Here is an 18965-nt window from a genome sequence, read left to right as displayed (position 1 = left end):
AAACATTATGTTTTGGTTTCTATTTAATGCTTTCTCTTTCGTATTCTTCGATATGATCAAATTCTGGATAATGCTTTCTTGCTCTTGACCACATAAAATATATTGCAGGAATTACAAAAAGCGTTAAGGCCAATGAAAATATAGTTCCTCCCACAATTACAACTCCCATACCAATTCTACTTGTTGATGCAGCACCAAGTGACATTGCAATTGGAAGCGCTCCTAAAGCAATGGCTAAACTCGTCATTAAAATTGGGCGTAAACGCGCTTCTGAAGCTTCTAAAATAGCTTCTAGTTTAGGTTTGCCCTGTTCTCGCAACTGATTGGCAAATTCTACAATCAAAATACCGTTTTTGGTTACCAGACCAATCAGCATTACAGTACCAATCTGGCTGAAAATATTCCATGTTTGGTTGAATAGCCATAATGAGAATAAAGCTCCGGCAACCGCCATTGGAACCGTTAAAATGATAATAAACGGATCAATAAAACTTTCAAATTGTGCAGCAAGAATCAAGAAGATTAATAATAAAGCCAATCCGAACGCGAAAGAAGTGTTAGAGCTACTTTCTACGAAATCTCGTGATTCTCCACTTAAATCGGTTGTAAAACTTTCATCTAAGACTTTTGCTTTAATTCTATCCATTTCCTGAATACCATCGCTGATACTTTTTCCTGGAGCTAAACCGGCAGAAACTGTTGCAGACATATATCGGTTGTTGTGGAATAATTGCGGAGGATTACTTTGCTCATAAACTTTCACTACGTTATCCATCTGAATCAATTCTCCTTTTCTGTTCTTTACAAACATAGAAGTCAAGTCCAGAGGTTTAGATCTGTCTTTTTGGTCAAATTGCCCAATTACTTGATATTGTTTTCCATTTTTAATGAAATATCCAAAACGTTGTCCGCTTAAAGAAAGCTGTAAAGTTTGTGCAATATCTAGAATCGAGATTCCTAAACTTTCTGCTTTTTCACGGTCAATTGTAACATTGATTTCAGGTTTATTGAATTTCAAGTTTACATCTGTCGTAGAAAACACATCACTTTTATTTACCTCATTCATAAAAAGAGGAATTTTTTCTCTTAATCTATCAAAATTAGGAGCTTGAATGATATATTGAATCGGTAAACCTCCACGTCTGTTTACTGCAATTGTAGGCTGTTGAATTACAGCAGTTTTAGCATCTGGATAATTTTTCGTCCATTTTGTTAATTTATCTGCAATTTCTTTTTGAGATACAGTTCTTTCGTCAGGTTCTTTTAATGAAAGCCTTATAAAACCTGTATTGGTTGCCGAAGCTCCAAAACCTGGTGCAGTAATAACCAAACTTACTTTTTTCTCAGGAATAGAATCGTCTACTAATTTTGAAATTTCCTGCATAAAACGGTCTGTATACTCGTATGAAGATCCTTCAGGAGTTGTCATACGCATGGTAATAGAACTTCTGTCATCATAAGGAGCTGTTTCTTTTGGAAGAATAGTAAAGAAAAGATAAATCAATCCGAAACAAGCAATAAGAATAGGGAAGCTGATCCATTTTCTTTCCATAAATTTTGAAAGTGCTTCAGCATAACTGCTGTTCATTTTTTCAAAAAACGGTTCTGTTTTAATATAGAATTTTGATTTTTTCTGTTCTCCGCCTTTCATTAAATAAGCGTTCAGCATTGGAGTTAAAGTCAGCGAAACGAATGCTGAGATTAATACGGCTGCACCAATTACAACTCCAAATTCCCTAAATAATCGTCCGACGAAACCTTCAAGGAAGATTACAGGTAAAAATACCGCTGCCAATGTTACCGAGATCGAAATTACGGCGTAAAAAATCTCATTAGAACCTTTAATAGCGGCTTCAATTGGCGACATTCCTTCTTCAACTTTTTTGAAGATATTTTCGGTTACAACAATACCATCATCTACCACAAGCCCTGTAGCCAGTACAATTGCCAATAATGTTAATACGTTGATTGAGAATCCGAATAACCACATAATAAAGAATGTAGCAATTAAGGAAACAGGAATATCAATTAAAGGCCTAAAAGCAATTGCCCAGTCTCTAAAGAATAAATAGATAATAATGATTACTAGGATTACTGATATTCCTAATGTCTCAGCAACTTCTAATACTGATTTTTTTACGAAAATCGTATTATCAAGCGCAATATTTAATTTGATGTCTTTTGGAAGATCTTTTTTTAAGGCTTCATATTTTTTATAAAACTCTTTCGAAATATCTAGATAGTTTGCTCCTGGCATTGGCACAATTGCTAAACCAATCATTGGCAGACCAGACTGGCTTAATTTGGTTTCGATATTTTCAGGGCCTAATTCAGCACCTCCGACATCACTTAAACGAACAATCTTATCTCCGTCTGTTCGAATAATAATATTGTTGAACTCTTCTGCTTTAGAAAGATTTCCGATAGTTTTTACTGTAAGTTCGGTATTGTTACCTGTTAATTTTCCTGATGGAAGTTCAACATTCTGTGAATTTAATGCCGTACGGACATCTGAAACGGTGCAGCCGTACGCTGTTAGTTTTACAGGATCTATCCACAAACGCATTGCGTAACGTTTCTGTCCCCAAATTTGTACGCCACTCACTCCAGGAATAGTCTCTAAACGCTGAGAAATAACATTTTCTGCGTAATCGCTTAATTCTAAAGAATTTCTAGTGTCACTTTGAACAGTCATCGAAATAATGGCATCACTATCAGCATCTGCTTTTGATACAACTGGCGGCGCATCTATATCTTGAGGAAGGTTTCTAATTGCTTGCGAAACTTTGTCACGAACATCATTGGCCGCTTCTTCTAAGTCTTTGTCAAGATTAAATTCTATAGTGATATTACTGCTTCCTTGGTTACTAGATGAAGTAATATTTCTAATTCCGTCAATTGCATTTACTGCTTTTTCAAGAGGTTCTGTAATTTGCGATTCGATAATATCGGCATTGGCACCTGTATAATTAGTACGAATGGATACCTGAGCAGGGTCAATAGAGGGAAATTCTCTAACACCTAGAAAAGTATAACCAATAAAACCGAATAATATAATTAATAGATTCAGTACTATTGTTAAAACAGGTCTTCTAATACTTGTAGTTGATAAACTCATGTTTGATTTTAGATTTTAGATTGTTGATTTTAGATTTCAGATTTATTACTAAATCTTGACTACTATCTTTAAATCTATATTCAAGTCTTTCGACTTTTGACTTTTGGCTTTAGGACTATTTTACTTTAACTTTAATTGGAGCTTCGTCTTTTAAAGACATTACGCCGCTTGTAATTAAAGTGTCTCCCGGTTTTAATCCTGATAAAATTAGAATAGAAGAATCTGTTCTTGTTGTCGCATCAACCATTACTTCTTTTGCCTGTCCGTTATTAGCGATAAAAACTTTTTTACCGTCCTGAATTGGAATAATTGCCTGAGAAGGAACAACAATTGCATCTTTAATAATATTTAAAGGTAATTTGACGTCTGCAAAAGTTCCAGGGAAAAGTTTTCCATCATTATTATCAGCAAGTGCACGAATCTGAAGTGTACGTGTTGCAACGGCAACTTCTGGTTCTATAGCATAGATTTTTGCATTATAAGTTTTGTCTGATCCAGAAACCTTAAAATCGATTACTGATCCCGATTTTACCTCTGATGCGTATTTTTCCGGAATCGAAAAAGTAATTTTTAATTTGCTGGTGTTTACCAGTTTTGCTACCAAAACGGTAGGAGTGATGTAAGTTCCTGGAGAGATGTTGCGTAAACCAATTTTTCCAGAAAACGGCGCTCTTACTGATGTTTTAGAAATTTGAGCTCTAATTAATTGGCTTTGCGCTTGAGCAGAAGCAAGGTCGGCTTTTGCTACATCTGCTTCTTCCTGGCTAATGGCTTCTTTTTGTAGCAATAATTTTGCTCTTCTTGCATTCTCGGCGGCCAAATCTTCTCTGGTTACAGCTTGTCTTAACTGTGCTTTTAGTTCAATATCATTTACTTTTAAAAGTACTTGTCCTTTTGTTACGTTTGTGCCTTCGTTAAAGAATATGCCTTCCACAATTCCAGAAACCTCACTGTGAATTTCGACTTGTTCATTTGCTTCAATAGATCCAGATAGTGCTAAATTATTGTCAAAAGTTGCTGTTTTTATTACAAGTCCGTTAACAGTTGTTGGAGATTTTTTATCATTAAATTTTTTAGAGTCGTCGTTTTTACCCTTGTTAGAAATAATTCTATAGGTAATGAAGCCTCCAATTGTAATAATTAAAAGGGTGTAAATGAGATGTTTTACTTTCATAAATTTGAGGTGAATATAGATTTTTGGTTTTGTGTTTTCAGCAAGCTTACAAATTTAACTTTTTGCTATGAAATCGAAAGCCGTTAGCTTTTATTTAACATTTGTATGTACAAAGGTTAGCATTTAGACTGCAAGTTGAAGAAAAGGTTTAATTGAATATTAATTTTTTTCTATAGAAAATAAATAAACTTGAATAGGAAGTTCGATTTCAATATTGCGCAAATGCAGACTCTCTCTATGAAGAGAGAAAATTTTAAGCAATTTGTCTGATTTTTTTGCACTTTATCTATTTTATTCGTATCATTGATATGTTAAACAAAATGAAAATATTTTATAAAATAGCTAACGATTTCGTTTGTTATTTATGTTAAAATATCTATGTAGAAGTTGTTTTTTTTGGGTTTGGTTGTATATAATGAATAATTATATTAACAAGTGTTTATTCTTTTGTTGTTGAATAATATAAAAAAAATAATTTATGAAGAAAAAATTACTTCTAGGTTTATGGTTTACATTTTTACTTCTTTCAATTGGTTATCTGTTTTGGCAGAACGAGTTTAAATACAGTCTTCCAACACCTATTCCAAAAAATTATCACGCCATTGCGATGGGATCTAAAGTAGAACTTGGCCCATGTTGCGCATTTGATAATAAACCTATTTTTATACATTTTTTTAATCCCGAATGTCCTTGTTCGCGGTTCAATGTGCCACATGTTAGCAGTTTGATAAAAAAGTATGGAGATCAGATAAATTTTAAAATTGTAGTGTTAAACAAACAGAAAAATTTTACTATTGATGAAATTCAGCAAAAGTTTGACGCTAAAATTCCTGTTTATTTTGATGAATCAATAGCTAAAAATTGTGGTGTTATTTCAACACCTCAGGCAGTTTTACTAGATCAGTCGCATAATTTGTACTATCGAGGCAATTACAATAAAACAAGATATTGTACAGATGCTCAAAGTAATTATGCTCAAATGGCGATCGATTCTCTCCTTAGCAGAAAAGATAATCCTTCTTTTAATGCTTTAGCTCTAAGAGCTTACGGATGTTCATTACCAAAATGTACTAAATAACTATTTTCCAAAAACCAAAATCTATTAACCTATGAAAGCAAAAGCTAGCTTAAACGAACAAGATTATCTGCACAGTTTTATGTCTACAATGACACAAAAATCAGATACAATTATCAATTATGTACTTGCAGTATATTTTCTTTTGGGTATCGGACTGTCTTTTAAATACGATACTTTCGAAATTGGTGTTGGCGTTGGAACGCTGAATCTTCTTTTGTACTACTCGGCAAAATTTTTTATGAAAAATTCTAAATTTTACCAGTATGTCCTGTCTATTGTTCTGGCTATTTTTATGGCACAGTACATTTATCAAATGCACGGAATGTTCGAAATGCATTTTACTGTATTTATTGCCAGTACGATTTTGATTATTTATCAGAACTGGAAACTTCAAATTCCGCTTACTTTACTGGTTGTATTGCATCACGCGGGACTAGCTTATCTTCAAAATTACATTTACAATGACGCAAACGGCCTTCAGGTTTATTTCTCTCAAGTAAATTTTGATCTTGAAACCTTAATTATCCATACCGTTTTGGCGGCTGTAGTATTTTTTATGAACGGCTATTGGGCGTATTATTTTAAAGAGCACAGTGAAAATCACATCTCAAAAATTTCAGACGAATATGAATTGGAAAATATGAAATTGGCTTCTGCAAAATACAGTTCAATGTCGGCTACAAAAGACTATAATGATTTTATTCATAGAACAACTTTAGATTTGAAATTACCTGTAAATTCAGTTTTAAAGCTTATTGATGTCTCAAAAGGTCATACAGATAATGACAAATTGCTTACTTATCTTGAAATGATGAGAGAAAGTGCTAAAAAAATTGATGATTTAGTCAATGATATCCATGTAAAATCAACAAACAGCAAGCATTAGAATTCAAACCAAGCCCCAAAAACAATACTAATATTTTTTAAACCAATTGTATGTTTAAGTATGATTTACCAACTGCAGTGCCTACGCTGCATAATCTTAAAAAAATAATTGAAGATTTTTTGAATGAAAGCATAACATTAGATTCGATTGAAAAAATTAAAGCCCAATCTGATTTTGAAATAGAGGTAAAGGAGATTTTTAAAAATTACCAAACTAGCTCACATGTTTACGATCTTGACTTTCAGTATAAAAAGCTAATTCAGATTATGAACGATATTCGCCAGCTTAATCTTGCGGTTAATAATGAGATTCCCGAATGGCTAGAAAATGAACTGGAAACAGTTTTTCGTAAAATCAGAAATATTCTCCTTGTCTTGGAGATCGAGTCAAATTAAAAATGGTTTAAAGGATTCATTTTATACTTATTGAATTGTAAATTAATTTAAATGTAAAAGTTATGGATACCAGATTGCACCGTCCGACACCTTCTGATAGAGAAGTGGATTGGAATAAGAATAAAGTACTGCTAAGTAAAACTGATAAAAAAGGAACCATTTTATATGCTAATGAAGACTTTATAGATGTTTCTGGTTATGATGAATTTGAGCTTGTCGGCCAGCCTCACAATATAGTTCGCCATCCGGATATGCCTAAGGTTATTTTTAAATTTTTATGGGACAGTATTAAATCCAGCGAAAATATTCATGTTATCATAAAGAACATGGCTAAAACTGGGCGTTATTACTGGGTTGTAACCGATTTTAAAATAATCGCTGATACAGATGGTGAGATTGTTGGTTATTTTGGCACCAGAAAATCGGTCCCGAATGAGATTATTGTAAAATTTATCGAACCTTTGTACAAGAAACTTTTGCAGATAGAAGAAACCAGCGGTATGCATGCATCTGAAGAGTATCTGGTAGGTTTTTTAGAAGAAAGAAAGAAAACCTACATGGAATATATCGATCATTTGATTGCAACCGGAAAAGACGATAAAAACAAAATAAGCAAAGGTTTGTTTAGTGGTCTTTTCGAAAAAAAGAATGATGTGAAAAAGAAATAATCAACTATATACTTCATTGTGTCTAATACAATATTCACCTCTTTAAATTTGTCCCCCAGCAAAACTAAATCACCTGAATGAATATGGCGCAATGGAGTTTTTTTTTAAGCTTCTAAGCTTCTAAGCTTCTAAGATACTAAGTTTCTAAGCCACTAAGTTGCTAAGGTTTTAAAACTCAAAGATTTTAAACTTAAAATCTTTGAGTTTTTTTAGTATTGAATATAAGAGGCTAGCATATAAAACTTAGTAGCTTAGAAGCTTAGCGTCTTAGTTAGCTAATATAATTCCAAATATTCTTTTTCTTAGTCAACTCTATGAAGATATTTCTTAAGATGGCATGCTCAGGTTTTTGGAGAGCTGAGTCTTCTTTTAAGATTTTCATGGCGTAATTTCTTGCTAAAGATAAAATTTCCCTGTCTTTTACAATATCTGCAATTTGCAGGTTTAAAACACCACTTTGCTGTGTTCCCATTAAGTCGCCTGGACCACGTAGTTTAAGGTCAACTTCGGCAATTTCAAAACCATCATTGGTTTGTACCATGGTTTCCATTCTGGTTTTGCTGTCAGAACTTAATTTATGTCCCGTCATTAAAATGCAATAACTTTGTTCGGCACCACGCCCCACACGTCCGCGTAGCTGATGCAATTGCGAAAGTCCAAATCTTTCGGCACTTTCTATAATCATTACACTGGCGTTTGGCACGTTTACACCAACTTCAATTACAGTTGTGGCAACCATAATATCGGTTTTCCCTTCAGAGAAACGCTTCATTTCGGAATCTTTATCTGCAGGTTTCATTTTTCCGTGAAGAATAGAAATAGAATATTGAGGAAGCGGAAAATCACGAGAAATACTTTCGTAACCGTCCATTAAATCTTTATAATCCATTTTTTCTGATTCTTGAATCAACGGATAGACTATATAAATCTGTCTACCTTTTGCAATTTCATCACGAAGGAATTTCCATACTTTCAAACGATTAGAGTCATAACGATGCACAGTTTGAATAGGTTTTCTTCCAGGAGGCAATTCATCAATAACTGAAATATCCAAATCGCCATACAAACTCATTGCCAATGTTCTCGGAATAGGAGTGGCGGTCATCACTAAAACGTGTGGCGGAATATCATTTTTCTTCCACAATTTAGATCTTTGCTCTACACCAAAACGATGCTGTTCATCAATTACAGCCAAACCTAAATTCTGAAACTGCACTTTATCTTCCAGTAAAGCGTGCGTTCCAATAAGAATTTTAAGTTCTCCGCTTTCTAATTCTTCATGAATAATTTTTCTTTCAGAAGTTTTAGTAGAACCCGTTAATATTCGAATGTTGATATTTAAGGTTTTAGCAAATTCAGATAAACCCAGAAAATGCTGATTGGCCAAGATTTCCGTTGGCGCCATCAAACAAGCCTGAAAGCCATTATCAATAGCCAAAAGCATGCTCATAAAAGCCACAATTGTTTTTCCAGAACCCACATCACCTTGAAGCAGACGATTCATTTGGGCGTTGCTTCCCATATCGGTTCTGATTTCTTTGATTACTCTTTTTTGAGCATTTGTTAAATCAAAAGGAAGATGGTTTTTGTAGAATTCATTAAAAAGTTCGCCCACTTTGTCAAATGGATGTCCTTTAATTTTATGTTTTCGAATTAGATTTTTAGTGATTAATTGCAGCTGAATAAAGAACAATTCTTCAAACTTTAGTCTAAATTGCGCTTTCGCTAAAATGGCAGCACTTTTCGGAAAATGAATGTTGAATAAAGCGGCACGTTTCGGAATCAGCTTTAGTTCTTCGATTAAAAAAGGAGGAAAAGTTTCAGTAAACAACGCTTGTGTTTCCAAAAAAAGCTGTTCCATTAATTTATTAATCGTTCGGTTAGAAATGCCTTTATTCGCCAAAGCTTCTGTAGATGGGTAAACAGGCTGCATGGCAGAACGTAAGCTTCTTTCATGTTCGCTTAATAATTCAATTTCGGGATGTGCCATACTGAACTGGCTTCCGTACAACGAACATTTTCCAAAAATTACTAAAGGCTCATTGAGTTTTAAACTTTCGCGAATCCATTTATGTCCTTGAAACCAGTTCAAATCAATTTGTCCTGTATCATCAACAAAACTAGCCACAAGGCGCTTTTTGTTTTTAGCAAATTCAACCGTTTTAATGTTGATTATTTTGCCGATAATCTGAACTTCAGAACCCGTATTCTGCAATTCATTAATCTTATAATAACGCGTTCTGTCAATGTATCGATTCGGAAAAAGGTTGACTAAATCTCCATATTTATGAATGCCCAATTCCTTGCGAAGCAGCTGTCCACGGCTTGGGCCAACACCTTTTAAGTATTCAATTGGAGTTTCAAAAAGATTATTAGACATTAAATTATTCTAGATTTTAGATTGCTGATTTTAGATTTGAAGAATTGGAATTTAGAATTTATTCTATTGGAATTTTATTGAAAAGCGAAGATATATCTTAATTGGGAATTTTGAAAATGAATTATGCGTTAAAATCAGGACATAAAGTGCGGTTTTGATTTAAATTATAGTGCTTAAAATGATTTGATTAGATCTTGCATTGAAGCGATTTTATTTTACTACTAGTATTATTTATTAAATAAAGATAATTGCTAGATTTGTTTTACTGTTTAATATAAGCCACCGTTATGATTAAAGAAGAAAAAGTTCCTTTTGAAACAATGGTATTTTCTGGAATTACTTTTAAGGTAATTAACCGACACGAAGCTCATAATATCATTGGAGATCTTACCGATTTTAACAATCAGAAAATTTATAATGTTTTTGAAGATACTTGGCGTTTTCCTGATTATGAAGAAAACCCAATATTTCTTTTGGCAGAAAATGATGTCGAAATGGATTTGTTTGAGATGGATTTCAGCACCGAAGAACATCCTGATATTTTCATTTTAGGTTTTATTTTTAAAGGAAATCTAACAGTTTCAAAGCTCATCAGTTCTTATGATACTGATAATTCTCCTGCTTTAATCGTTTTAGGAAAAACAACAACGGTTAATATTAATTTGTTCGGAAGTGTTCATTATTTAGGCGGTGGTCTACAATGCGACACACTTGCAGGCGAATACAATCACGGAGAACTTTTTGTAAAAGGAGATCTTACGGCATGGCTTATTTATAGCGACGATATGCTGTTTCATTTTGAACGTTTTACAGATGTTCAAGCAATTATTAGCGCCAATAGACCTGATGTTTTGATTTGCAGTAATGTACAAGATACTGACGGATCTATCATAACTGTTGAGAACTATCTGCCTTCAACCCATAAACTGTCTGATATTGTTGAAGATTCTTTTATCGAAAATTCAGATTATAACGAAGAAATATTAGGGAATAATTATTTAGATGTTTTTAAAGAAGGACTTTCAATCTTAGATTACGACAAAAAGGAGAAATATATGTATGCTGATTTTCGAAATCAGTTTATTAATATGGTCGAAGTTTTGTCTGAAACCGAAGAGCTAAAAGAAAACGGAAAAATCGTTAGACATATCTCAGGAACAACTTATTTGTTTATTCCTTTTGATTATGAAGGGAAGAAATACAGTCAGATTTCAGAAGAAATTTCAAATGGTTTTAATATCAGAATGCGTGCTTTATGGTGTCATGAAGATCAAGAAATCATGATTATTTTGGAATATCTAGATGAAAATGGAGATCCGAAATACCAATGGATGAATGACGAAAACGCTCCAGGTATTGAATTTTTCTGCGTAAAAAATGCTGTCATGAAAACTTTTGAAATATTGACGGCTGAAGTTGTTGAGGAGGATGACGAAGAAGATGAGACAGAATATGCCGATTATAGTAATAGGTTTTCATTGGAAGAATATGCTTCTCAATTTGGTAATTACAAACTACCAGAAGATTTGGTGAAATTGTATGAATTTGAGCAGGAGTATGGAGTAGAAACGTATTCGGAATGTTTTGGACTTACCATAACTGATGATAAAACAGGTATAAAAACATGGTCTGAAGAAAAAGAATTTTATAATAGTTTTATCGAATTTGCAGGTGCAAACGGTTCAGGAAGCTCTTATGCGTATTGGATTATCGATAATGATTTGAACAATTGCCCTATAGTTGTTTTTGGAGATGAAGGCGGAGTTCACGTCGTAGCAGAAAACACTCAAAAATTAATTCAGCTTCTGACTTTGGACACCGAAATTTCAGTTGATTTTGATAAAGCTTATTTTTATCAAGACGAAGAATATTATGAAGAAAGCGAAAATAGGGAAGAATTTCGTGAATGGGTAAAAGAAGAATTTAATCTCAATGCAGTAGAAACCAACGAAGAAGCAGATGAAATTGTAGAAGAGGCGCAAAGAAAATATAAAGAAAAGTTTAACGACTTTTTAGTAAAGTTTGGCATTGAAATCAGTGAAGAAGATGAATAGTGTTTTTATCTTTGAAAAAAATTAGAAAAAATGAAAACACATTTAGCGCTTTTACGCGGAATCAATGTTTCTGGGCATAATATGATGAAAATGGAAGCTTTGAAAGCAATGCTGGAAAATCTTGGTTTTCAAAATATAAGAACCTATCTGCAATCTGGGAATGTTTTTGTGGATAGTGAAGAAGATGCTTCGAAAGTTGGTTTTATGATCAAACAGGAAATCTTTAAAGTTTTCGGTCACGAAGTTCCTGTCGTGATGATTACCAAAGAAAACTTGGAATCGTGTTTTGCCAATAATCCATTCTTGAAAGAGAAGGATATCGATACGAAAAAGCTCTATGTGGCTTTCGTTTCAACGACATTAAAAAAAGAAAGTATAAACGATTTGAAAATTAGCCAGTTCAAACCAGATGAAGCTAGCATTGATGAAAATAGAATTTTTATAAAATATGATATTGGTGCCGGAAAAACGCGTTTTGACCAAAAATATATTGAGAAAAAATTAAATGTAACAGCAACAATTCGAAACTGGAATACGGTTACCAACTTGCTTAAAATGTATAATGAATAATGAAAAAATGCTTTTTTATAATGTTCCTTTTAGGGTTAAGCTCAGTGGCCTTGGCTCAAACCTCAAAAGCGACTTCAGAAGATTTTAATGAATTTTTTAAGAAGTTCAATTCAGATACTAAATTTCAAATCAGTAGAGTTATTTTTCCTTTAAAATACAAAGCGAACAATGACGATTTTGAATTATCAGATTATACAATGGCAAAAGAAGGATATAAAGTTCTTCATCTCAACAATAAATCTGATGAGAAGTATTTAAAACGCACATTATTAGTAAAGAAAAACAAAGCCACTCTTGAACAACGCGGCCTTGATAACGGAATTTATATTGATTATGTCTTTGAATTAAAAGAGAACAAATGGTTCTTGAAAACGTTGGTTGATCAATCGACTTAATATTAATCTCGAATCCATTTTTGCATAGCTGGAAAAGGCATTTTTTGTTCTTTTTCGGCTTTTTCGTTTCCTAGACATAATCCCATCCATTCTAAGAGAGGTAATCCCATGTAATTTCCCGTCGTAAAATTAGAAATGAACCATTCAGAATTGCCTTTGTATCCATTTGGATGGAATACAAATTCAGGCGAAAGATCTAAATGATGCAATGCGGCATAAGACCATAAAATGGCAGTTATCTCGTCGCCCTGTGTCGGCCAATCTTTAGAAATTTCTGTTGTACCGACCAATTTTCTTTCAGCAGGAATAGTTACGGCAAGATGCCCTGCTTCATGCAAAATATCGCCAGGATATAATAATTTATTGTAATCAATATAAATGCAGTTAGAACCTAAATCCAATCCTGGCAGAAAGGTTTCTCCAAGCTCTTTTTCGATAATATCAATACCGATTTCTTTCAAAAAGAATACTACTTTTTTTACTTCCTCACTTTCTTTTAAATCCATATCAATTTGTTTTTAAAATGGTTTTCTTGATGTAAATTGTGTCTGCATTATGAAAAGCTCCTTTCTTCATTCCACCTCCAAAAGGTTGCATAAATTTAATGCTTTTAGATTGGTAATTTTCTTTTTCTATAGCTTCATTTACTGCTAAAGTTGGAGCTTCAAAACCAAAAAAAGTAAATTGACGATACCGTTTTTCTTTTAACGAAAAATAACCGTTAGACTGAGTGAAAGTCTCGCCAACTTTACAGTTTTCTATAGACCGTTTCGTTTCTGCATCATAAATGTATCCTGTTATTTGAGGTCTCTCGCATCTACTGACTAAACAGCTTTGAAGAGAAAACGAAACTAGGATTAGTAAAACTAATTTAAAGAAAAATTTCATTTATTTATGGATTAAATCGCAATACCAAAAACCAAAATCAAAAGCAGTTTCGTCATTAGAATCACAGGCTGTATTTGATGAATCCTGTTTCTCAGGCTTTTCATACTTTCGGTAAACAATTTCACCAATTTCAAAATCGATAGGTTTAGAAAAAATAGGTCCGTCGAAAGTAAAAGTATGAAATTCGCCATTTTCTCCACAGACATCAACATTTTCGGGTAAATCATTTATAAAATCCTGATCGATAATTCGGCCAACAAAGCTTTTATCCAAATATTTTTCGTTTACACAAACCACGATTGTTTTAAATCCCAGCGAAATAAATTCTTCAATTAAATCCCGGGTTGGAATTTTCCAAATCGGGAAAACGCCTTTCAACCCAATTTTTGCCAATTGATTTTCACGATACTGACGTAAATCTTCTAGAAAAATATCTCCAAAAATAGAATGCGTTATTCCATCTTGTTTTAGTTCTGTTAAAGTTTCAGTCATCACTTTTTCGTAAACTTCCATGGTTGGCATTTCGGGAACTTCTAGAATTTTTAACGGAATTCCGATGCTTTGTGCTTGTTCTTGCAATAATTCAACACGAATTCCATGCATAGAAATACGCTGGTATTGCTTGTTGACACTAGTCAACAGATATTCAATTTTAAAATCACTGTTTTGCAATGTTTTATATAGGGCAAGAGCAGAATCTTTTCCGCTGCTCCAGTTAAATAAGGCTTTTTGAGGTGTAGACACGATGGATTTGTTTTATATGGTAAACTTACAAAATTCGTTCTATTTGTAAAGGAAACCTTTGTAACTTTGGGAATTTACATGCCAAATTAAGATGTTATTTAGAGAGAAATTTAAAATAGATTCAAATAGATTGCAAAACTGGGATTATTCTAGTGAAGCTGTTTATTTTATTACTATTGTTACTAAAAACAGACAGTCCATTTTTGGTGTTATTGAAGACGAAAGAATGATTTTAAATGAAAAGGGAAAAATTATTGAAAGAGAACTTTTAAAATCGATTAAGATTCGTAAAAATTGGTTCTTTCATAATTGGGTTATCATGCCAAATCATGTTCATTTGTTAATCGAAATTCAAGACACCCAGCATATCGTAGAGACGCACTGCAGTGCGTCTACATCCAGCATGTCCACAGCGGAAAATGATATCGTAGATTCGCATTTATCACCCCAGGAAGTCGTAGAGACGCACTGCAGTGCGTCTACGCCCAGTATATCCGCAACGGAAAATAATATTACGGAAAAATCTTTGTCGATATACGGACGTGAGACGCACTGCAGTGCGTCTCTACAGAACCAATCTGATTCAAAAAATGATTCTGATGAAAATTTAATTCAAAATCAATCATCATTTAAACTATCTCGAAAATCCAATTCTATTTCGTCTTTTATTGCTATTTTTAAATCAATTACGACTAAACAAATAAACGGAGTCGAATCGATTTGGCAGGCGAATTACCACGATCATATTGTCAGAAATTACAAAACGTTCGAAAAGATTTATGATTATATAAAACATAATCCGATATCTTGGGAAACAGATTCTTTAAAATAAAATTTTCAATGAAATACATTTTTCTATTATTCACCAGTTTTCTATTTGCGCAGCAAACACAACATGTTGACTTTAAATCGGTTTCAGGACAATTGTCTGTAAACCCAAAAGACAAACTAATTTCTGGAACTGTTGATTTTCAATTTGAGGTATTGAAAGATTGTGATACTATCTCGCTTGACGCTAAAAACATGGAATTTTCGAATGTAAAAATCAATGAAAATGAAATCATGTTTATCAATACCAATAAAGAATTAAAATTGGTTTTTCCGTTTAAAAAAGGACAGAATCATTTGATATTCAATTATACAGCAAAACCAAAGCAAGCCTTGTATTTTGTTGATATGGGCAATGACGAAGTCCAAATCTGGACACAGGGGCAAGGAAGATATACAAGCAATTGGTTTCCGAGTTTTGATGATGTAAATGAAAAACTGATTTTCAATTTAGGGATTTCTTTCGATAAGGATTATCAGGTAGTTTCTAACGGAGTTTTAAAAGAAAAAATAGCAAACGGAAGCTTAAATCACTGGCAGTTTGAAATGGAAAAACCGATGAGTTCGTACTTATTAATGCTGGCTATTGGGAAATTTGATAAAAAAGAATTTAAATCTAAAAGCAGAATTCCATTAGAATATTATTACGAACCCAAAGACGCAGATCGTTTTGAGCCAACTTATCGATATTCGAAACGCATTTTTGACTTCCTTGAGAAAGAAATTGGTATAAAATACCCATGGAAAATCAACAGACAGATTCCGGTAAGAGACTTTTTGTATGCTGGAATGGAAAATACGACTTCGACCCTTTTTGCAACCCGCTATGTGGTAGATTCAACTGGTTTTTGCGATCGAAATTATACCAATGTAGATGCGCATGAGTTGGCGCATCATTGGTTTGGAGATCTTATTACCGCCGAAAGCAGTACGCATCATTGGCTACAAGAAGGTTTTGCCACTTACTTTGCGTTACTTGCTGAAAAAGACATTTATGGAGATGATTATTTTTACTCTAAATTATACGATACAGCGCAACAAATTAAGTTTGCATCTCGTACTGACACGATTCCAGTTTTAAATCCAAAAGCGAGTTCGCTTACATTTTACGAAAAAGGAGCTTGGGCATTGTTTGTTTTGCATGAATCAATTGGCGATAAAGCATTCAAAAAAGCAATAAAAAGTTATTTGAATAAATATGCTTATCAAACCGTAAACACACAGAAATTCTTCGATGAGATTAAAAAAGTTTCTGATTTTGATTTGGAGAAATTTCAGAAAACTTGGTTGGAATCTACAGCTTTTGATACACCGACTGCAAATGCATTATTGAGTAAAAATAAGGCGATTCAAAAACGATTGGAAATTGATAAATTGAAAAAAACACCTTTTGCAGAGAAAAGAGATATTTTGAAAACAACTTTAGAATCAGATGTGTATCAATCTGTAAAAGAAGCCGTTGTCGATCAATTGGAAAATGAAAAATATGAAGATAAAAAGTCTTTATTGCTTTTAGCATTGCAAACCAATAATATAAAAGTACGCCAGAATCTGGCTGGTTCTTTAACACAGATTCCAGAAGATTTTAGAGCAAATTACGAAACACTTTTGGATGATAAATCATATCAGACACAAGAAATAGCGCTTTATTGGCTTTGGAGAAATTTCCCTAACCATAGAACAGAATATCTGGATAAATCTAAAAACTGGATTGGCTTCAACGATTATAATCTAAGGACTTTATGGCTTTCTCTCGCTTTGTCAACGCCAAACTATACTAACGAGCAAGACGCTTTAGTAAACGAACTGATTGCATTTTCCTCAACAAAATACGAAGCTACAACTCGACAAAATGCCTTAGAGAAATTGATTGCTTTTAAAATTATTAACGATCAGGTTTTGAGTAATTTAGTTGGCGCTACTACGCATCATATGTGGCAGTTTTCAAAATTTGGTAGAGACACAATAAGACTTCTGTTAAAAAATCCTGAAATGCGTGCTTCTTTTAATAGAATTTTACCTAATTTGACACCCGATGAACAGTTCCAGTTGAATCGTTTGTTGAAAGAGTAAATATTAGAGTAGATAGATAAAAGAAGCAAGAGCCAAGAGTCAAAATCTCGGAATATCTTTCTTCTTGCTTCTTTCCTCTTATTAAGTCTTTAAAAAAAAATCCCAATAAAACAAAACCTACATTACAATTTATGAGAGCATTGGTTATTTCAGGTGGTGGCAGTAAAGGCGCATTTGCTGGCGGTGTTGCCCAATATTTGATAGAAGAAAAAAAACACGAATATGACTTGTTTTTAGGGACTTCTACAGGAAGTTTATTGATTCCGCATTTGGCTCTCGGTCATATCAAAAAAATTCATTCTGTTTACACTAATGTTACCATGTCGAGTATTTTTAATATTTGCCCATTTGTGGTAAAGACGAAAGATGGAGTTGATATTGTAACCATTAATCACTTTAATGTATTGCGTCAGTTTTTTAAAGGGAAAAGAACTTTTGGAGAAAGTAAAGGCTTGAAGAAATACATTCAGAATAATTTTTCTCTTTCAGATTTTAATAAACTCAAAAAACTAAAAACCGACGTTATCGTTACGGTTACCAATTTTACTAAAAACGAATCTGAATATAAATCGGTAAAAGATTGTACATACGAGGAATTTTGCGAGTGGTCATGGATATCGAGCAATTATGTTCCTTTTATGAGTTTAGTTGAAAAGAACAACTGCGAATATGGTGATGGTGGATTTTCAAGCTTGGTTCCAATTCGCGAAGCAATCAACAGAGGAGCTACTGAAATAGACGTAATCGTACTTGAAACGGAGGTGAATACAACAAAAACAGTAATTGGAAAAAATCCATTCTCATTAATGATCGATTTGTTTCGAATTGCTTTAGATCAAGTAGAAAAACATGATATTGCTATAGGAAAACTTATGGCAAATAACAAGAATGTAAAATTAAATTTATATTACACTCCTATAAAATTAACCGATAATGCTTTGATTTTTAATAAAGAGGTAATGAAAGAATGGTGGAAGCAAGGTTATGAATATGCTCAGAATAAGTCTGAGGTAATGAGTGATAATAAAATATTGATTTAAGATTTTAGATTGCAGATTTTAGATTTTAGATTTTAGATTGAATGCTTGAATCTGAACTCTGCAATCTAAAATCTGCAATATTATTTAATACCACAGCTCAGCAACTTCAGATTTAATAAAACTCAAAGCAGCATTGCTTGGTGATTGTTTTTCTAATAAATCATTTAAGATTACTTCACGAAGTTTATCTGCATTCTCTACTTTATCGCTCATCGCTGCTTTACGAATCATTTGGATTGTTGCATTTTTTGCAGTGGTAATGATTGTCCAACATTCTTCAGACATGTAAATCTGTTGAGTTAAATTATGTTCGAATTCCTGCTCAATTAGGTCAATTAAGTAATTTTCGTAATCATTTTTGTTTTGCGAAATAGGAGCAATTCTAATTAACAATTTGGTCAAATTAATACGTTCTAAGAACAAAGTCATACGCTCGTATGCTTGCAAACGGACAGGAAGAGATTCCTTGTGAGCTTGCTTATTTAACAAAAAAGCACGTTTTCTATCGTTGTTTTTAATATGTAACTCAAAGAAACGATATGCTACAACTCCTGTAACTAAGGCTGGTAAAGTATAACTCGCAAGTTCTATTATTTTGTTGAAATCCATTGAAATAATTTTTAAGCAAAAATATACTTTTTGATCAAAAATCAACTTTAAATTTATGGGAATAA

At 33.1% G+C, this 18965-nt stretch carries 17 protein-coding genes; 10 read left to right on the top strand and 7 right to left on the bottom strand.

Features of this window, described 5'->3' with window-relative positions:
* Positions 1 to 19 precede the first annotated feature (19 nt).
* Entirely contained in the window at positions 20 to 3118 is a 3099-nt protein-coding gene (locus DM397_RS13900) for an efflux RND transporter permease subunit (RefSeq protein ID WP_111378107.1), read from the bottom strand.
* A 115-nt stretch (positions 3119 to 3233) separates the two neighbouring features.
* Complete coding sequence (locus DM397_RS13895) at positions 3234 to 4292, bottom strand: efflux RND transporter periplasmic adaptor subunit (RefSeq protein WP_111378106.1); 1059 nt, start codon at positions 4290 to 4292, stop codon at positions 3234 to 3236.
* Between the two features lie 478 nt (positions 4293 to 4770).
* Here DM397_RS13895 and DM397_RS13890 point away from each other — a divergent pair, with 478 nt between their 5' ends.
* The 4 genes from DM397_RS13890 to DM397_RS13875 all read left to right on the top strand — a co-directional run bounded on the left by DM397_RS13890 (position 4771) and on the right by DM397_RS13875 (position 7319).
* The gene (locus tag DM397_RS13890; protein WP_111378105.1) at positions 4771 to 5370 is read left to right on the top strand and encodes a DUF6436 domain-containing protein; all 600 of its coding nucleotides are present in this window, start codon (positions 4771 to 4773) and stop codon (positions 5368 to 5370) included.
* Positions 5371 to 5401: 31 nt separating this feature from the next.
* Positions 5402 to 6256, top strand: a complete 855-nt coding sequence (locus tag DM397_RS13885) for a hypothetical protein (RefSeq protein WP_111378104.1) — start codon at positions 5402 to 5404, stop codon at positions 6254 to 6256.
* Positions 6257 to 6306: 50 nt separating this feature from the next.
* Entirely contained in the window at positions 6307 to 6651 is a 345-nt protein-coding gene (locus DM397_RS13880) for a hypothetical protein (protein WP_111378103.1), read from the top strand.
* Between the two features lie 62 nt (positions 6652 to 6713).
* Positions 6714 to 7319 (top strand): PAS domain-containing protein, encoded by a 606-nt coding sequence (locus tag DM397_RS13875; protein WP_111378102.1) that lies wholly within the window; start codon positions 6714 to 6716, stop codon positions 7317 to 7319.
* A 271-nt stretch (positions 7320 to 7590) separates the two neighbouring features.
* Here DM397_RS13875 and recG read toward each other — a convergent pair whose 3' ends face one another.
* Positions 7591 to 9699 (bottom strand): ATP-dependent DNA helicase RecG, encoded by a 2109-nt coding sequence (gene recG / locus DM397_RS13870; protein WP_111378101.1) that lies wholly within the window; start codon positions 9697 to 9699, stop codon positions 7591 to 7593.
* A 287-nt stretch (positions 9700 to 9986) separates the two neighbouring features.
* On the opposite strand from recG, the gene DM397_RS13865 reads away from it, so the two are divergent.
* The 3 genes from DM397_RS13865 to DM397_RS13855 are packed head-to-tail and all read left to right on the top strand — an operon-like array spanning position 9987 to position 12718.
* Entirely contained in the window at positions 9987 to 11753 is a 1767-nt protein-coding gene (locus tag DM397_RS13865) for a hypothetical protein (RefSeq protein WP_239457854.1), read from the top strand.
* A 30-nt stretch (positions 11754 to 11783) separates the two neighbouring features.
* Complete coding sequence (locus DM397_RS13860) at positions 11784 to 12323, top strand: DUF1697 domain-containing protein (protein ID WP_111378100.1); 540 nt, start codon at positions 11784 to 11786, stop codon at positions 12321 to 12323.
* Complete coding sequence (locus DM397_RS13855; protein WP_111378099.1) at positions 12323 to 12718, top strand: DUF4348 domain-containing protein; 396 nt, start codon at positions 12323 to 12325, stop codon at positions 12716 to 12718. Before DM397_RS13860 ends, DM397_RS13855 begins: the two co-directional genes overlap by 1 nt.
* Positions 12719 to 12720: 2 nt before the next feature.
* Here the strand turns inward: DM397_RS13855 and DM397_RS13850 are convergent, their stop codons facing one another.
* Genes DM397_RS13850 through DM397_RS13840 form a run of 3 tightly spaced genes read right to left on the bottom strand, consistent with a single transcriptional unit; the run spans position 12721 to position 14350 of the window.
* Positions 12721 to 13224 carry a hypothetical protein gene (locus DM397_RS13850; protein ID WP_111378098.1) on the bottom strand — a complete coding sequence of 168 codons (504 nt, stop codon included), beginning with the start codon at positions 13222 to 13224 and terminating at the stop codon, positions 12721 to 12723.
* A 1-nt stretch (position 13225) separates the two neighbouring features.
* Complete coding sequence (locus DM397_RS13845; protein WP_111378097.1) at positions 13226 to 13606, bottom strand: hypothetical protein; 381 nt, start codon at positions 13604 to 13606, stop codon at positions 13226 to 13228.
* The gene (locus DM397_RS13840) at positions 13607 to 14350 is read right to left on the bottom strand and encodes a Dph6-related ATP pyrophosphatase (RefSeq protein ID WP_111378096.1); all 744 of its coding nucleotides are present in this window, start codon (positions 14348 to 14350) and stop codon (positions 13607 to 13609) included.
* 91 nt (positions 14351 to 14441) lie between these two features.
* On the opposite strand from DM397_RS13840, the gene DM397_RS13835 reads away from it, so the two are divergent.
* The 3 genes from DM397_RS13835 to DM397_RS13825 all read left to right on the top strand — a co-directional run bounded on the left by DM397_RS13835 (position 14442) and on the right by DM397_RS13825 (position 18291).
* Positions 14442 to 15182: a transposase gene (locus DM397_RS13835; protein ID WP_111378095.1), complete on the top strand. Its 741-nt coding sequence runs from the start codon at positions 14442 to 14444 to the stop codon at positions 15180 to 15182.
* Positions 15183 to 15190: 8 nt separating this feature from the next.
* Positions 15191 to 17251, top strand: coding sequence for a M1 family aminopeptidase (locus DM397_RS13830; protein WP_111378214.1), 2061 nt, complete (start codon positions 15191 to 15193; stop codon positions 17249 to 17251).
* Positions 17252 to 17382: 131 nt separating this feature from the next.
* Positions 17383 to 18291, top strand: a complete 909-nt coding sequence (locus DM397_RS13825; RefSeq protein WP_111378094.1) for a patatin-like phospholipase family protein — start codon at positions 17383 to 17385, stop codon at positions 18289 to 18291.
* 84 nt (positions 18292 to 18375) lie between these two features.
* Here DM397_RS13825 and DM397_RS13820 read toward each other — a convergent pair whose 3' ends face one another.
* Positions 18376 to 18900: a DUF7935 family protein gene (locus DM397_RS13820; RefSeq protein ID WP_111378093.1), complete on the bottom strand. Its 525-nt coding sequence runs from the start codon at positions 18898 to 18900 to the stop codon at positions 18376 to 18378.
* Positions 18901 to 18965 lie beyond the last annotated feature (65 nt).

Source organism: Flavobacterium nitrogenifigens (assembly GCF_003254565.1).
In the GTDB taxonomy this organism is placed as follows: Bacteria; Bacteroidota; Bacteroidia; order Flavobacteriales; family Flavobacteriaceae; genus Flavobacterium; species Flavobacterium nitrogenifigens.
This window is presented reverse-complemented; position numbering and strand designations above follow the sequence as displayed.

Excerpts from the sequence above, each read along its gene's own strand:
- DM397_RS13900 (WP_111378107.1), bottom strand. The coding sequence starts at position 3,118 with ATGAGTTTATCAACTACAAGTATTAGAAGACCTGTTTTAACAATAGTA.
- DM397_RS13895 (WP_111378106.1), bottom strand. The coding sequence starts at position 4,292 with ATGAAAGTAAAACATCTCATTTACACCCTTTTAATTATTACAATTGGA.
- DM397_RS13890 (WP_111378105.1), top strand. The coding sequence starts at position 4,771 with ATGAAGAAAAAATTACTTCTAGGTTTATGGTTTACATTTTTACTTCTT.
- DM397_RS13885 (WP_111378104.1), top strand. The coding sequence starts at position 5,402 with ATGAAAGCAAAAGCTAGCTTAAACGAACAAGATTATCTGCACAGTTTT.
- DM397_RS13880 (WP_111378103.1), top strand. The coding sequence starts at position 6,307 with ATGTTTAAGTATGATTTACCAACTGCAGTGCCTACGCTGCATAATCTT.
- DM397_RS13875 (WP_111378102.1), top strand. The coding sequence starts at position 6,714 with ATGGATACCAGATTGCACCGTCCGACACCTTCTGATAGAGAAGTGGAT.
- recG (WP_111378101.1), bottom strand. The coding sequence starts at position 9,699 with ATGTCTAATAATCTTTTTGAAACTCCAATTGAATACTTAAAAGGTGTT.
- DM397_RS13865 (WP_239457854.1), top strand. The coding sequence starts at position 9,987 with ATGATTAAAGAAGAAAAAGTTCCTTTTGAAACAATGGTATTTTCTGGA.
- DM397_RS13860 (WP_111378100.1), top strand. The coding sequence starts at position 11,784 with ATGAAAACACATTTAGCGCTTTTACGCGGAATCAATGTTTCTGGGCAT.
- DM397_RS13855 (WP_111378099.1), top strand. The coding sequence starts at position 12,323 with ATGAAAAAATGCTTTTTTATAATGTTCCTTTTAGGGTTAAGCTCAGTG.
- DM397_RS13850 (WP_111378098.1), bottom strand. The coding sequence starts at position 13,224 with ATGGATTTAAAAGAAAGTGAGGAAGTAAAAAAAGTAGTATTCTTTTTG.
- DM397_RS13845 (WP_111378097.1), bottom strand. The coding sequence starts at position 13,606 with ATGAAATTTTTCTTTAAATTAGTTTTACTAATCCTAGTTTCGTTTTCT.
- DM397_RS13835 (WP_111378095.1), top strand. The coding sequence starts at position 14,442 with ATGTTATTTAGAGAGAAATTTAAAATAGATTCAAATAGATTGCAAAAC.
- DM397_RS13830 (WP_111378214.1), top strand. The coding sequence starts at position 15,191 with ATGAAATACATTTTTCTATTATTCACCAGTTTTCTATTTGCGCAGCAA.
- DM397_RS13825 (WP_111378094.1), top strand. The coding sequence starts at position 17,383 with ATGAGAGCATTGGTTATTTCAGGTGGTGGCAGTAAAGGCGCATTTGCT.
- DM397_RS13820 (WP_111378093.1), bottom strand. The coding sequence starts at position 18,900 with ATGGATTTCAACAAAATAATAGAACTTGCGAGTTATACTTTACCAGCC.